This window comes from Acinetobacter sp. Q85-2 (assembly GCF_013420555.1).
GTDB lineage: Bacteria > Pseudomonadota > Gammaproteobacteria > Pseudomonadales > Moraxellaceae > Acinetobacter > Acinetobacter indicus.
The window spans coordinates 83,150-98,468 of sequence record NZ_VOXW01000006.1 but is presented as its reverse complement, the minus strand read 5'-3'; the positions used below and the strand labels follow the sequence as shown (position 1 = coordinate 98,468).

The window sequence follows — 15,319 nt, the reverse complement described above, 5'->3', positions numbered from 1 at the left end:
CATTACTCTGCATTTGAACTGCGCACTCAAATCATTGTGGTAAGGGAATTTTGTCATTCATATCAGGAAATACACCACCATGGCACAGATTAAGAGCCGTAAACATCAACGCACTGCATCATTCGTTGCCCTTGCAGCCACCCTGCCGCTCATGGCACATGCAACCACAGCAACCGAAGAAGTCACCCAGCTTCCTGAAATCACGGTAAAATCTCAGGCTGAAAATAAATATAAAACCAATCAGCTCAGCTCCGCGAAACAGACCCAGCCACTGGTCGATACCCCACAAACAGTTTCTGTTATTAATCAAACCCTATTAAAAGAACAAGGCGCGACATCACTGGTTGAAGCGCTACGCAACACCCCGGGCATTACCTTACAAATGGGGGAAAACGGCAATACCAGCGCCGGTGATACCTTCCAGATGCGTGGTTTCTCGACCCAAACCTCTACCTATGTCGATGGCATCCGTGATTTGGGCGCAGTCAGCCGCGATGTATTTAACCTGGAACAGGTTGAAGTCGTGAAAGGCCCGGCCGGTGCCGAAGCCGGTCGTGGTTCAGCATCCGGTTATATCAACCTGGTCAGCAAACTGCCACATCTGCAAAACAGTAGCGAAGTCTCTGCCAGCTACAATACCGCAGAAAATGCCCGCCTCTCGGCCGATATCAACCAAGCCATCAATGACAATACCGCTTTTCGTCTCAATGTCATGGGACAAGAAGGCGGCGTGCAAGGCCGTGATGTGCTCGAAAACAACAGTTATGCCATTGCCCCATCTGTTGCCTTTGGCCTGAATACTCCGACCCGCCTGTATTTATATTCACAGCACGTCCGTCAACGTAATATTCCAGACGGCGGTATTCCAACCATTGGTATGGAAGGCTTCTGGAATGCCAATCCGGATATTGCCCAAGCTGGCAAGGTTAATCGTGAAAACTATTATGGCCATGTAGATGATTACGAAGATGTCGATGCCGACATGTTCACCGCGAAAATTGAAAGTGATCTGGCAGATAATCTAAAACTGACTAATATCACCCGTTTGGGTCAAACCCAGATGAACCGAGTCCTGACCGGGATTAACACCATTTCTGCACATGATTCGACCAATCCAGCCGACTGGACCATCAGCCGTTCACGTCAGGGGGTTGATCAGGAAAATAAAATCCTGGCCAACCAGACCACTTTAAATTTGAACCTGAAAACCGGTGCTATTGAACATGATGTGGTAGCTGGCCTGGAATTTTTAAAAGAGCAGCAATACACCCGCAATCTGGCCACCCAAATGCCGGATGGGCCTCCAGTATCCACCACTGAAGCCAACCTGTATAACCCAAACCCCAATGATCCAATGGCCGACCTGATCTATAACGGTGCTTATAGCGATGGTGAAACCCAGACGGCTGCGGCTTATCTGTTTGATACCTTAAAGTTTGGCGAACGCTTCCAGTTAAACGGTGGAGTACGGGTAGATTATTACGAAACTGACTATCAAGGCCTGTCCTTACCTCGCGGCACAAATGCCCTTGTAGCTTCAGATATCAGTGCACATGACACCCTGCTGAGCTGGAAACTTGGCGGTCTGTACAAACCAACTGCTTACAGCAGCGTTTATGCTTCTTATGGCAAATCCTTAACCCCACCGGGCAGCACCAACTTTGTGATGTCTGAGTCGGGCATTAACAGTGCAGCGGCAGAACCGCAAGAAACCCATCATTATGAACTGGGTAGCAAATGGGATCTGCTTGATGGTCGTCTAGCCCTCAATGCCGCAGTCTATCGCACGGAAAATGAAAACCAGTTTACCCAGGATGCGATTACCCAGGAATCCATCCAGGAAGGTAAAACTATTGTCGATGGGGTTGAGCTGAGTGCAGTCGGCCAGATTACCGATGCCTGGAATATTTCTGCCGGTGTGGCGCATATGAAAACCAAACAGGAAGATCAGCAAAGTTTCCGTGACAATGTCATGACCCGTACCGATAGCGTGCGCTGGTCACCGGAATGGACCGCCTCATTATGGACCACCTATGACATTGCCGGCTTTAAACTGGGTCTGGGTGCACGTTATGTCGATGAGCAAAAACGTGTCGTCACCGACAGCACTGCTCCAGCCAATATGCCAAGCATTCCAAGCTATGTGGTATTTGATGCCATGGCCGGTTATCAGTTCAATGAAAATGCCTCACTGAACCTGAATGTCTATAACCTGGCAGATGAAGAATACATCAGCACCTTGAACAACGGCGGTTCGCGTATGACGCTTGGTCAGGAGCGCAGTGCCAGCCTGACCTTTAACTATAAGTTCTAAGTTTTATTTTGTTCTGTTGAAGCAGCATTTATCTGAAATGCTGCTTCATTTTTTATTTGGCTTTATGATGACAGACAGCGCTCTGTCTGAAGGATGATTCAAGTCTCATGATGCTGCATGTTCCTCAAGTTCTCAGTAAAGCGGCCGTGGCTGATATTCGTCAGCAGCTTAACCAGCATACCGCCTGGATTGATGGCCAGCACAGTGCCGGGCCACAGGCAAAAAAAAGCAAACACAATCTGCAATTTGACCCACAGCATCTGGTGTATCCAGCGCTGGCTGAACAGATTGAACAGGCACTGAGACAGCATCCGCTGGTACAATCTGCGACCTTAGCCAAACATATTCTGCGGCCAATGTTTAACTGCTATCAGCAGCAAGGGACGTATGGCAATCATGTCGACAGCGCGGTGCATTATTCGGCTGCACATCAGCAGCTGATTCGTACCGATGTTTCCATGACCTTATTTTTGTCTGAACCGGAAGAATATCAGGGCGGCGAACTGGTGATTGAAGACACCTATGGCGCACATGAAGTTAAACTGGATGCCGGTGATGTGATTCTCTATCCCGCCACCAGCCTGCACCGGGTAGAACCGGTCACTGCCGGGCGGCGCATTGCCGCCTTTACCTGGGCACAAAGCATGATTCGCGATGACTGGCAGCGCAGCATGCTGTTTAATCTGGATATGACCATTGGCCAACTGCGTCAGCAACTTGGCGATAATGAACAAGTGCTGCAACTGACCGCGCATTATCATAATCTGCTGCGTCAATGGGGCGAACTATGACATCTGCCCAGCCACTGCCGCCACTTACCCAGATTCCAGCCTATCTGCAAACCATTGCTGACTATGAAGCTCAGGCCAGCAAACATTTAACGCCGGCCACCTGGCACTATTTACAAGGCGGCGCCATGGATGAGCGCAGCCTGCAACAGAATCTGGACCAGTTTCAGCAGCTGCAACTGCTGCCCAGAATGCTGCGTGACCTAAGCCAAGGCCATACCCGCTGCGAACTGTTCGGGCAGGAATTTCCCCATCCAATTTTTCTAGCCCCGGTTGGCCATCAGCAACTGTTTCATCCACAGGGTGAACTAGCCACTGCCCTCGCAGCAGAAGCGGTGGGCAGTAATCTGGTCCTGAGTCATTTAAGTACTACCGATCTGCGTGAAGTTGCGCCAACAACCCCTCTTAAATGGTTTCAGCTGTATTGGCAAGGCAATCGCGAACAATCGCTGGCACTGGTGCAACTGGCAGAGCAACAACAGTTTAAAGCCATTGTGGTGACCGTCGATTCACCGCATAGCGGCGTTCGTGACCGTGAACGTCGGGCCGGTTTTCAAGTGCCGGCGCATCTGCCTCATCCGCATCTATCTTCCTTTACATCCCCCATCCTCAGGCCAGAGCAACATCCCCTGTTTGATGGTCTGATGCAACAGGCACCGACCTGGGAAGATATCGCCTGGCTGGTACAGCAAACGTCTTTACCGGTGCTGCTCAAAGGCATTGTGCATCCTGAAGATGCTCAACTGGCATTGCAATACGGTGTACAGGGACTGGTCATTTCCAATCATGGTGGCCGGGTGCTAGATGACTGCATTAGCCCACTGACAGCTCTACAGATGATACGCGCACAACTGCCGGCAAATTTTCCCTTAGTGCTGGATGGTGGCATCCGCCGCGGCTCCGATATTTTTAAGGCGCTGGCCTTGGGCGCATCCGCCGTGCTGATTGGCCGGCCGTATATTTATGGTCTGGCAGTAGCCGGTGCGTTAGGTGTGGCGCATGTGATTAAAATTTTGCGGGAAGAACTGGAAGTGACCATGGCTTTAATGGGAACGGCGCGCCTGCAAGAGATCAATAGTCGCTATATTTTTCACAAAAACTAGATCCAGTGAAATTTTTTATCTCCACAACCTTTAATGATGCAAATTAAGAGAATAATTTCCACTTCAGTTGGCTTATATTTATCTTAGGAATTTGCAAGACCGCGAACGGTACCAGCCAGGTAGCAACTCTTTCTGAGAATGTGGACTGATCCTAATATTTTCCGGAAATACGCTTGTAAATTGATACCATAGATACCATCTATATAAGTAGTACGTTGCTTTTTTATAAGCTTAAGCAACCCATGCTTCACAAGGAGTTACCTCATGATGTTGGCTGATCCAAGTAAAAAATATCGTCGCATGTATCAACGTGTTGACTTGCCAGACCGTCAATGGCCGAACAACGAAATTACAAAAGCACCTATCTGGATGAGCACCGACCTGCGTGATGGTAACCAGGCAATTTTCGAACCAATGAGCATTGAACAGAAGTTCAAAATGTTCCAGATGTTGGTGAAAATTGGCTTTAAGCATATTGAAATTGGCTTCCCGTCTGCTTCACAAATTGACTTCGATTTCACCCGTAAATTGATTGAAGAAAACCACATTCCAGATGATGTGTATATCGAGGTTTTGGTTCAGGCACGTGACCATTTGATTCAGCGTACCTTTGAAGCATTGGAAGGTGCAAAACGCGCGATTGTACATATCTATAACTCCAACTCGCCAACCTTCCGTCAAAAAGTCTTGAATGTTGATGTCGCGGGTGCCAAACAGTTGGCCATTAACGCTGCTGAAAAAGTGAAAGAATACGCAGCGCAATATCCAGAAACGGACTGGATTTTCCAGTACAGCCCGGAATGTTTCACCGCAACCGAATTGGAAGTGGCTAAAGATGTCTGTGACGCCGTGACTGAAATCTGGGAAGCTTCTCCTGAAAACAAAGTCATCTTAAACTTGCCTGCGACTGTAGAAGTTTCGACTCCAAACGTATATGCCGACCAGGTCGAGTGGATGCACCGCAACATCAAACGTCGTGACGGGGTGATCATCTCTGTTCACTGTCATAACGACCGTGGCTGTGGTATTGCTGCCTCTGAATTGGCAATTATGGCCGGTGCTGACCGTGTTGAAGGTTGTGTGTTTGGTAACGGCGAGCGTACCGGTAACGTTGACGTGGCAGCAATTGCCTTGAACATGTACACCCAGGGCGTGGCACCAGAATTGGATTTCTCTAACATCAACGAAATTATTGCGACCGTAGAAGAATGTACCGGTTTACCTGTGCATCCACGTCATCCATATGCCGGTGATTTGGTGTTCACGGCGTTCTCGGGTTCACACCAGGATGCAATTAAAAAAGGCTTTGAATACCAGAAAAACGAAGAAATCTGGGATATGCCTTACTTGCCAATCGATCCGAAAGACTTGGGCCGTGACTATGATGCCGTGATTCGGGTGAACTCGCAGTCAGGTAAAGGCGGGATTGCTTACTTGTTAGAATCGAACTACAACGTGGTGTTGCCGCGTCGTGTACAAATCGAGTTCTCGCAAGTGGTGCAGCAAGTGACCGATGAAGAAGGCACTGAAATTTCAGCACAGCAAATCTGGTCATTGTTCCAGCAAACCTATGTCGATGCCAAAGATTCACATTATTCTGCCAAGAGCTATAAATTGTCTGATGACAATGGCAAACAGGTAATTGAACTTGAAGTGGTGGTGAATGGCTCGACACAGCAGTTGCGCGGTGAAGGTAACGGTCCGATCTCGGCCATTTTGGATGCCTTGCAGTTACCAATTGATGTCTTGAACTATGAAGAACGCGGCATCAGCTCGGGTGCCAATGCCAAAGCCTTGGCCTTGGTTGAGTTGCAGGTGAAAGGTACCGGTAAATCTGCCTTTGGTGCCGGGGTGCATGACAACATTGTGACTTCATCCATTGAAGCCATTATTGCCAGCACTAACCGTCTGATTGATCAGGGCGTATTAAGCAAAGAACAATTGGTTGCTGCTGCCGTTTAAGCACATAAAGTACTTTAGAAAGGATACCCCAAGTGGTATCCTTTTTATTTATTCATTCTAAAGATTCTAAGGCGAATTATTCCTGTGTCTTTCCCTGCTAACTCTGTGGGTGTCGTAACGCCACAACAGTTTCAATTTGAAGAGCCGTTAGAGCTGGAATGTGGACGCATTCTGCCACGTTTTGAACTGATGGTTGAAACTTACGGAAGCTTGAATGCCGACAAATCCAATGCCATTTTAATCTGCCATGCCCTGTCCGGGCATCATCATGCGGCGGGCTATCATCATGAAGATGATAAAAAGTCTGGCTGGTGGGACAGCTGTATTGGTCCGGGCAAAGCCATTGATACCTCTAAATTCTTTGTGGTGGCACTGAACAATATTGGTGGCTGTCATGGTTCGACCGGTCCAACCTCACCCAACCCGGAAAATGAAAACCGCCCTTATGGTCCGGATTTCCCGCTGGTGACGGTGCGTGACTGGGTCAAAACCCAGGCCATGCTATCAGACCGCTTAGGCATTCAAAAATGGTATGCAGTGATTGGCGGTTCTTTGGGGGGCATGCAGGCCTTGCAATGGTCGGTTGATTATCCGGACCGTCTGGAAAAATGTGTGATTATTGCCAGTGCGCCAAAACTGTCGGCACAGAATATTGCCTTTAATGAAGTCGCGCGTCAGTCGATTCTTTCTGATCCTGATTTTCATCATGGCCGTTATCTGGAACATGACAGCTATCCAAAACGTGGCCTGATTCTGGCGCGGATGGTCGGACACATCACCTATCTGTCTGAAGAAGCCATGAAGCAGAAATTTGGCCGTGACCTGAAACTGGGCAAATTCATGTACGGTTTCGATGTCGAGTTTCAGGTGGAAAGCTATTTGCGCTATCAAGGTGAACAGTTCAGCCGTAACTTTGATGCCAACACCTATTTAATTATGACCAAGGCGCTGGATTATTTTGATCCGTCGCGTGAATACGAACAGTCGCTGGTACAGGCCATGGCCCATACCCAATGCCAGTTCCTGGTGATTTCGTTTACCACCGACTGGCGTTTCTCGCCTTCGCGTTCACAGGAAATTGTCGATGCGCTGATTAGCAACCATAAACCGGTCAGCTATTTAGATATTGATGCCGAACAGGGCCATGACTCCTTCCTGTTCCCGATTCCGTTATATGTCAAATCTTTAAGAGCATTTTTGGGAGGTGCAGAACACCTCAAGGCAACCCCGCAGGAGGCTGTGTAATGCGTATTGATCAGCAACTTGCCGAAAAGTGGATTAAGCCCGGTTCCCGCGTTTTAGACCTCGGTTGTGGTGATGGTGAACTGCTGGCCCACATGAGTAAAAAGCACAATATTCGTGCTTACGGCCTGGAAATTGACCAAGAAAAGATTGCAATTGCCGTCAGTCGGGGGTTAAATATCATCCAACAAGACTTAAACCTCGGTTTAAGCCGCTTTGCCGACCAGTCTTTTGACTATGTGGTCATGGCACAAGCCTTGCAAGCTGTAGATGCACCTGACGTATTATTGCGTGATATGGTGCGTGTCGGAAAACAGGCGATTATTACCTTTCCGAACTTTGCCCACTGGAGGACCCGTTCTTTCCTGGCACTGAAAGGAAAAATGCCGGTTTCAGAAGCTTTGCCGTATATGTGGTACAACACCCCGAACATCCACCTCTGTACTTTCCGTGATTTCGAAGCACTCTGTGCTGAAAACAATATCCGTATTATTAATCGACTCGCTGTGAATGGGGATCAACAAGTTAGTTTACTCAGTAAACATATCCCGAATCTGTTTGGTGAAGTCGCAATTTATCGAGTGAGCGCTCTATGAAAAAATTATTATTAAGCACGACGCTACTGGTTGGACTTTTTAGCCTGCAGGTGCATGCAGATTATGTGGCACCAGGCAGCTCGGTGTCGAGCCAGGCCGCCCAGTATTCGGTGATGGACATTCAGGGTCTGATTAAAGCCGCCAAAGCCGGTCAGGCCGGTGCGCAGTTCTATCTGGCAACCAAATATCTGCATGGTCAGGATGTCGCCAAAGATGAACGTCAGGCCTTTGCCTGGTATAAAGCCGCTGCCGATCAGGGACTGTCTTCAGCCCAATTGAACGTAGGCCGTATGCTGGCTGATGGCATTGGCACCAAAAAAGATGAAGTCCTGGCCCGTCAGTATTTTGAAAAAGCGGCCAGTCGCGGTGATAACCGTGCCAGCTTTAACCTGGCGATGATGGAAGAGAAAAAGAAAAACTATATGGGCGCTTATCAGTGGTATGAACTGTCTACCCGTGATGGCATGCTCGACAATAAAGTAATTTCTTTATCTGAAGGCAAAAAAACGGCCTTGGCCGCCAACCTGACCCAAGAACAGATTCGTCAGGCACGTGACCGTGCCGACAAATGGATTCAGGCACAATAAGCCAGGTTCAAAAACACTAGCACCTTCGGGTGCTTTTTTCATGCCTGCTGTCTGGCGGTTTTCGGTTAAACTAGCCTGCATGTTTTCAATCATGAGTAATTCGAGATGACTGCACCTGCTTGGCTCTCTCAAGTCACCCTGGTTCTGGCCAGCAATAACAAAGGCAAAATTGCGGAATTTGAAAAACTGTTTGCAGAACTGAATTTACCGGTTGATGTCATCCCGCAAGGCCAACTCAATATTGAAGATGCCATTGAAGATGGTCTGAGCTTTGTTGAAAATGCGATTATTAAAGCGCGTCATGCCTCTAAAATTTCTGGCAAGCCTGCGATTGCTGATGATTCTGGGATTTGCGTACCGGCACTGGGCGGCGCACCGGGAATTTACTCTGCCCGTTATGCTGGCGCACATGGCAACGATGCTGCCAATAATGAAAAACTGCTGGCAGACTTACAGCCTTTACGCAAAGACGGAACCGCTATTGAAGGCATGTTTGTCTGTGTTCTGGCCCTGGTGCAGCATGCCGAAGATCCTTTACCACAAATTTTCCAGGGCATCTGGCAAGGTGAAATTCTGGATGCACCACGTGGTGAAAATGGTTTTGGTTATGATCCACTGTTCTGGTTACCGGAGCTGGGTATTTCCAGCGCCGAGATGAGCAAGGAAGAAAAAAATAAGATCAGCCATCGAGGTCAGGCGATGCAGCTGTTTAAAGCGAGTTTGGAGAAGTAACATCCTTTTAAAACTCCTCCCTTTGAAAAAGGGAGGCTGGGAGAGATTCTTCTATACATCTTTCTTCTGACGCTAAAATATTGCTCATTTCTACAAAGGGTTTCCGTAAATCCCCCTCTTTAATAAAGAGGGACTTTCAAAAACTTTTATACCCTCTCTCTAACTCTCTCCCAAAGGGAGAGAGAACTTTTTGATTTATAAACCCGGCACCAATATATGCACCACCACGCCATATACGCCAATCAAAATTGCACTGGCAATCGTTCCTGAGGCAATATATTTGGCCGAATCACCGGTGCCCTGATAATGGGTTTCTAGTGCCACAATATTGGCAGCCGGTGGCAGCAGGAAAAACATCAGCATGACGGCATAAATCAAGGTCTGCTGCGGAATGGGTAAACACCAGTACGCCACAGCACATAGCAACAAGGCCAGCGGAATACGTGCGACCAGTAAACCCAGGCTACGCTTTAAGTCAGCCCAGCCAATCCGAACTTTACTCAGCCACATCCCCAGCACGCACATGCCGGCAAAGGTCACCAGTACTTTATTGCTTTGGTAAATCACTTGTAGCCAGGTCTGATGTTCAAACTGGCTCACATCCCAAAAAGATAGAATACCCGCCAGACTCAGGGCAATCACCGGCGGTGAAAGCAGCACATTTTTAACAATAAACTTTAATTCTTGCCGGGTTTGGCTCACCGCCATCACCGCACAGACATTGCCAAATAAGGATCCGCCAATATACAGCGCCACAATAATACTGCTGGCCGCAGGTCCAAACAGGGCCAAGGCAAAGGGAAAACCCAGCCAGGCCCCATTTAAATAACTGAAGCACAGTGCGATCAGTTTATCTTTTTGCAAGACATAAAAGACCGCAAAGAAAAGGATGGAACTGATCAGACTAAAACCAATCAGCCACAAGCTGCCGTCCTGATAAAACACCATGTTGTAGATAATCAGTAACGGAATAAACAGCCGGGCCAGTAACATCGCTAGCACCGGACGCAACGGCTTTAAATACGCGACCCCGAAGTATCCAATCAGAAATGAAATTAGCGGAAGCAGCAGCGCCATGCGGGTACACAGGAAGGCAGAAAAGTGGTGATTATCCTAACATAATTGATGGCACAACATGCTTTTAGCCCATCTGCTGTCTTTGAATCGCAATATTCCTGTCACCTCGCTGTCATCTAGACCTGTTGAGATATGTCTTGAATTAAAAAGAGGTAAATATTATGGCTGGTTTATCGATCTGGCACGTTCTGATTTTTGCAATTGTGGTAATTCTTCTGTTTGGTACATCTAAACTGAAAAACCTGGGTAAAGATGTGGGCGGTGCGGTTAAAGACTTTAAAAAATCAATTAAAGATGATGAAACGACCACTGCGGCCCTAAACGAGCCACGTACCATTGAACATCAAGCGACATCATCTGATGTTAACACGACTGTAAAACAATAATTTTTCAGGTAATTTTGTTATGCTCAATATTGGAATGGCGGAGCTGCTGTTTTTCGGCATCATTGCATTATTGGTGCTGGGTCCAGAAAAGCTGCCTGAAGCTGCACGTTTTGTTGGAAAGTGGTACGGCAAAATTAAACGTACCATCAGCAATGTGCAAAATGATATTGATCGGGAACTTCGACTTTCTGAACTGCGTGAACAGATGCAACAGGAAATGGCACGTATTCAGGAACTTGAGCAAAAAATGCAGTCTCAGATGCATGAGCTAAAACAACAAAAAATATTCGCGGAAGAACAACCGAACCAGACCGCTGCAACGGATAATAAAAATTTGCCGACGCGTTATACCTTTATTGCCCCGCAACCTTCGCTGTTGCTGCGTCCTCAGCATCAACCGCTAACCGCGACTGAAGCTATCCCTCCGACCACGTCACAATTTACCGATTATAAGGTGGCTGTATGAGTCAAAGTTCTCCTTCTCAATTGCCAGCGACGACAGTGGGCGAGCAGGCTGCTTTAGAAGAAATGCCGATCACCAAACATCTGGTGATTCTGCGCAAGCATTTATTTAAGATTGTGGGCCTGGTTATTGCGCTGTTTTTCTGCTTATTGCCTTTTGCCAATCGCACCTATCAGATTTTATCTGAACCGCTGCGTGCGCAGTTGCCGACCTCATCGACCATGATTGCTACCGATGTCACGGCCACCTTTATGGCACCGTTTAAGCTAAATTTTTTTGTGGCGTTGATGATTGCGATGCCGTTTATTATTTATCAGCTGTGGGCTTTCGTAAAACCGGCCTTATATGAAAAAGAGAAAAGTCTGGCATTGCCATTGCTCATAAGCAGTATTGCCCTGTTTTATATTGGGATTTCATTTGCTTACTTTATTGCACTGCCGTCAATTCTGCACTTTTTCATCAGTGTGTCACCGGAAACAGTTGCCCCGATGACGGATATTAATAGCTATCTGACTTTTTGTTTGAAACTGTTTTTGGTGTTCGGGTTTACCTTTGAAATTCCGATTATTACCCTATTGCTGATTTTAATTGGTGTGGTTAGTACCCAGCAGCTGGTCGAAAAACGTCGCTTTATTATTGTTGGCTGTTTCTTTGTTTCGATGTTTGTGACCCCACCGGATGCGCTGTCGATGATTATGCTGGCCATTCCAATGTGGATGTTATTCGAATTGGGCTTATTTGCAGGCAAGCTGATTGAAAAGCGTCGGCTGGCTGCAGAATAAGTTTTTACAAACCCGATTAAAAAAGAGCAGCTCCGGCTGCTCTTTTTTATTTTAGTAAACCATTGTTCTTATTTAACTTTTTTGAAATATTTTCTTCAAGGTACTGTCATATTCAGCGGGTAGTTTATTTCTAGCTTTTAAGCAGCAACCAAGCCATTAAAGAAAAGCTAGGACTTTTAAATGAACAACGATGAAATGATTCCGTGTCAGGATCTGACCGAAGATAGTAACACTTCAAATAATACGCATTTTCAAACGATTCTTGATCAACATATGAATCGTCGTGGTTTTATTGCAAAAACTACAAGTGGGGCAATGGCATTAGCATTTGCAGCAAGCGTGAGCGGCTGTTCAGATGATGATAATGATTCTGCTAATTCAGGTGAAAATCCAACTACTCCTCCAGACACAACCTCTCCTGACCAGCATGAGTGGAGCGATCTGAACGCCCGCCCGAATAAATTAACCTTTGAACCTGTGAGAAAAAATACAGCGAACTTCTTCAGTGTTCCTGCAGGCTACCAGCTAAAAGTGTTATATGCAGTAGGCGATCCAATTAACCCTACTTATCCAGAAAAAACCGATGCTGAACTACCATCAGGTGCATCTTATCAATTCCGTGCCGGCGATAACCATGATGGTATGAGCTTCTTCGGTATGCATCCAACCAACAAAAACTATGCTGCCAAAGAATCAAAACAAGGCTTGCTGGTATTAAACCATGAGTATCTGCAGCAATCTCAGTTACATACCCCTGTGGGCACGATTTCAGTAGATGGCATCCGCCCTGAAGATCAGGTTTTACGTGAAGTAAATGCTCACGGTGTATCTGTTGTTGAAATTAGCAAAGATGAAAATACCCAAGACGTTAAAATTAATTTAAATTCTGAATTTAACCGTCGTATTACTGCCGCAACTGAAATGGAAATCCGTGGTCCAGCGCGCGGTTCTGATCTGGTTAAAACCCGATTCTCTCAAGACGGTACTTTAACACGTGGTACATTTGCAAACTGCGGTAACGGTTATACACCTTGGGGGACATATCTGACTGCAGAAGAAAACTGGAGCGGTTATTTCGCTCGTCAAGCCAATGACACACGTGCCATTGCAAAAGAAGAAATTGCCTTATCACGTTATGGTCGTGGTGGTGCTAATGCCCGTTCTTCGCAATATTTATGGAATACGCCAGTTGCCGAGTTAACTGGTGACAAAGATCTGTATGATCGTTGGGATATTTCAGTTAAAGGTGAAAACGCGCTAGCAGACTACCGTAATGTCATGAACACTTGTGGCTTTATTGTTGAAATTGACCCGTTTAGCGCAACTGAACGTCCAGTAAAACGTACTGCACTCGGCCGTTTTGCACATGAAGATTGTCGTTGTAGTAACCCGATCCCTGGTCAGCCATTAGCGTTCTATATGGGTGATGATGCGACAGGTGAATATATCTATAAGTTCGTATCAGATGCAGTGTGGGACCCTAAAGATGTCAACGGCGGCTATGCCGCTGGCGACAAATATATGAATAACGGTACATTATATGTTGCCAAGTTCAATGATGATGGTACCGGTGAATGGTTAGAACTGTCGCATAACCAGAATGGCCTCACCTCTGCGAATGCAATCTATCCTTTCTCCGGTCAGGATGATGTCGTTGTTCATGCCCGTCTTGCTGCAGACCACGTTGGTGCAACCAAAATGGACCGCCCAGAATGGGTTGCAGTGAACCCTGAAAATGGCGAAGTTTATGTCACCTTAACCAATAACAGCAGCCGTGGTCGTTCGTATCCAACTGATGCCGCTAACCCACGTAGCTATATTGACTTCAAGGGCACAAGCGCAAGTAGTTCCGGAAACATGAATGGCCATATTATTCGCTTCCGTGAAGAAGGCGACACGGTAGCCGCTACAGCATTTAAATGGGATATCTTCTTATTTGGTGCTGAAGCACGCGCTGAGTCAAACATCAACCTGTCTGGTCTAGACGATATGAACGACTTCTCTAGCCCGGATGGTATGTGGTTTGACCCACGTGGTATCCTTTGGATTCAAACCGATGATGGTCAATATACAGATGAAACCAACTGTATGATGCTTGCAGCACTTCCAGGTTCAGTCGGTGATGGCGGTACCGCGATTGCAGCAAGTACCAAAGCAGGTGGTCAAGAAACAATTGTGGGCGCACAGCTTTCTAATGACCGTGTCCGCCGCTTCCTGGTTGGTCCATCTGGCTGTGAAATTACCGGGGTAACCATTACACCTGACTATAAAGCGATCTTTGTCAATGTTCAGCATCCAGGTGGTGCTTGGCCAGCAAACCAAAGTACCCGCTACAGTGCGTTAGGTAAAGTTCCTCGTTCAGCTACTGTAGTCATCACCCGTAAAGACGGTGGTCCGATTGCAGGTGAGGCACTAGAGCAAGCATAAAACGCTTTCTCTTAAGCATCCTTAAACTTAAAAATACCGGCTTGATGCCGGTATTTTTTATTTCTGTAGTGGAATATTCAGCTCCACGATCTGTCCGGCGGTTTCACCCTGCTGGCTTTTCTCTAACCAGTGCCATTGCTGAGCATTTAATCTTAAAATATTGGAACAGCGTGTACCATACGCCGGACTCTGAATAAAGGTCGACGACAATAACTCTTCCAGCTCGACAGAAATACCGGTTTCTGGCAATAAATCTGCAATCACCTTGCGTTCATCTTCCAGAATATCCCAGGCAGCATGCTGCAGATCTGCTTCTGGCATCTGGGCTTGCTGTAACATCGGTAAAAATTCCTGGGTAAAGCGTTTACGCAAATGGCCAGTTTTTTCCCAGTGCTCGCCCATTAAGCCATTGGACACTACATATACGCCTTTGGCTAGTACTTGCGGCGCTTCCCCTCGGTTGCTCATATACACCGCCTGTTCCCGGTCGCCGACAAATAAATTAAAGCCGGCATAATCGCACTGGCGCGGCTCCAAGGCTTGCGCAAAGCGAATTGGACTTAATTCAGATTCTAGAAAATCCTGAATCAGATGCCCGCGTGAAGTCGGATAATTGTGCTGATCCTGTCCATTACGAAAATTGGTAACAATGGCCCAGCGGCCGCTGGCGGTCACGCCCATCCAGGTGCCACCCGACTGCAAGTCCTGTCCGGCATAAATCGGGCTATTTTCCCAGGCATGCAACGCCGCAGTCGGACGCTGATAAAACTCATCACGGTTTGAAATTAAACATAAAGGCAGCTCATCCAGAACCTGCCAGGCAAAGGCCACAATACACATAATTTCCTGCTCGCTATCTT

General features: G+C 47.1%; 14 protein-coding genes. 12 read left to right on the top strand and 2 right to left on the bottom strand.

The window, feature by feature from the left end:
* The first annotated feature begins 79 nt into the window (after nt 1-79).
* The 8 genes from FTT68_RS04920 (at nt 80) to rdgB (ending at nt 9,324) form a co-directional block, all read left to right on the top strand.
* Nucleotides 80-2,314: a catecholate siderophore receptor Fiu gene (locus FTT68_RS04920; protein ID WP_180057099.1), complete on the top strand. Its 2,235-nt coding sequence runs from the start codon at nt 80-82 to the stop codon at nt 2,312-2,314.
* A gap of 107 nt (nt 2,315-2,421) precedes the next feature.
* Nucleotides 2,422-3,105, top strand: coding sequence for a Fe2+-dependent dioxygenase (locus tag FTT68_RS04915; RefSeq protein ID WP_005180172.1), 684 nt, complete (start codon nt 2,422-2,424; stop codon nt 3,103-3,105).
* Complete coding sequence (locus FTT68_RS04910; protein WP_180057098.1) at nt 3,102-4,205, top strand: alpha-hydroxy acid oxidase; 1,104 nt, start codon at nt 3,102-3,104, stop codon at nt 4,203-4,205. Before FTT68_RS04915 ends, FTT68_RS04910 begins: the two co-directional genes overlap by 4 nt.
* Nucleotides 4,206-4,469: 264 nt before the next feature.
* Nucleotides 4,470-6,167, top strand: a complete 1,698-nt coding sequence (leuA, locus tag FTT68_RS04905) for a 2-isopropylmalate synthase (RefSeq protein ID WP_005180175.1) — start codon at nt 4,470-4,472, stop codon at nt 6,165-6,167.
* Nucleotides 6,168-6,251: 84 nt separating this feature from the next.
* A complete protein-coding gene (locus FTT68_RS04900; RefSeq protein WP_005180176.1) occupies nt 6,252-7,412 on the top strand; it encodes a homoserine O-acetyltransferase in 1,161 nt (386 codons plus the stop codon).
* Nucleotides 7,412-8,005, top strand: a complete 594-nt coding sequence (gene metW / locus FTT68_RS04895; protein WP_005180178.1) for a methionine biosynthesis protein MetW — start codon at nt 7,412-7,414, stop codon at nt 8,003-8,005. Before FTT68_RS04900 ends, metW begins: the two co-directional genes overlap by 1 nt.
* The gene (locus FTT68_RS04890; protein ID WP_075167424.1) at nt 8,002-8,592 is read left to right on the top strand and encodes a tetratricopeptide repeat protein; all 591 of its coding nucleotides are present in this window, start codon (nt 8,002-8,004) and stop codon (nt 8,590-8,592) included. Before metW ends, FTT68_RS04890 begins: the two co-directional genes overlap by 4 nt.
* A gap of 105 nt (nt 8,593-8,697) precedes the next feature.
* Nucleotides 8,698-9,324, top strand: a complete 627-nt coding sequence (gene rdgB / locus FTT68_RS04885; protein WP_180057096.1) for an RdgB/HAM1 family non-canonical purine NTP pyrophosphatase — start codon at nt 8,698-8,700, stop codon at nt 9,322-9,324.
* A gap of 195 nt (nt 9,325-9,519) precedes the next feature.
* Here the strand turns inward: rdgB and FTT68_RS04880 are convergent, their stop codons facing one another.
* On the bottom strand, nt 9,520-10,401 hold the full coding sequence (locus tag FTT68_RS04880; RefSeq protein WP_180057095.1) for a permease: 882 nt from the start codon (nt 10,399-10,401) through the stop codon (nt 9,520-9,522).
* A 161-nt stretch (nt 10,402-10,562) separates the two neighbouring features.
* On the opposite strand from FTT68_RS04880, the gene tatA reads away from it, so the two are divergent.
* The 4 genes from tatA to FTT68_RS04860 all read left to right on the top strand — a co-directional run bounded on the left by tatA (nt 10,563) and on the right by FTT68_RS04860 (nt 14,459).
* Nucleotides 10,563-10,787, top strand: coding sequence for a Sec-independent protein translocase subunit TatA (gene tatA / locus FTT68_RS04875; protein WP_005180185.1), 225 nt, complete (start codon nt 10,563-10,565; stop codon nt 10,785-10,787).
* A 19-nt stretch (nt 10,788-10,806) separates the two neighbouring features.
* The gene (tatB, locus tag FTT68_RS04870) at nt 10,807-11,253 is read left to right on the top strand and encodes a Sec-independent protein translocase protein TatB (RefSeq protein ID WP_160240949.1); all 447 of its coding nucleotides are present in this window, start codon (nt 10,807-10,809) and stop codon (nt 11,251-11,253) included.
* Nucleotides 11,250-12,032 carry a twin-arginine translocase subunit TatC gene (tatC, locus tag FTT68_RS04865; protein WP_180057094.1) on the top strand — a complete coding sequence of 261 codons (783 nt, stop codon included), beginning with the start codon at nt 11,250-11,252 and terminating at the stop codon, nt 12,030-12,032. Before tatB ends, tatC begins: the two co-directional genes overlap by 4 nt.
* Before the next feature lie 180 nt (nt 12,033-12,212).
* A complete protein-coding gene (locus FTT68_RS04860; RefSeq protein WP_005180190.1) occupies nt 12,213-14,459 on the top strand; it encodes a PhoX family phosphatase in 2,247 nt (748 codons plus the stop codon).
* A gap of 57 nt (nt 14,460-14,516) precedes the next feature.
* On the opposite strand, the gene FTT68_RS04855 is transcribed toward FTT68_RS04860, so the two are convergent.
* Nucleotides 14,517-15,299 carry an NRDE family protein gene (locus FTT68_RS04855; RefSeq protein ID WP_180057114.1) on the bottom strand — a complete coding sequence of 261 codons (783 nt, stop codon included), beginning with the start codon at nt 15,297-15,299 and terminating at the stop codon, nt 14,517-14,519.
* Between the last annotated feature and the right edge of the window lie 20 nt (nt 15,300-15,319).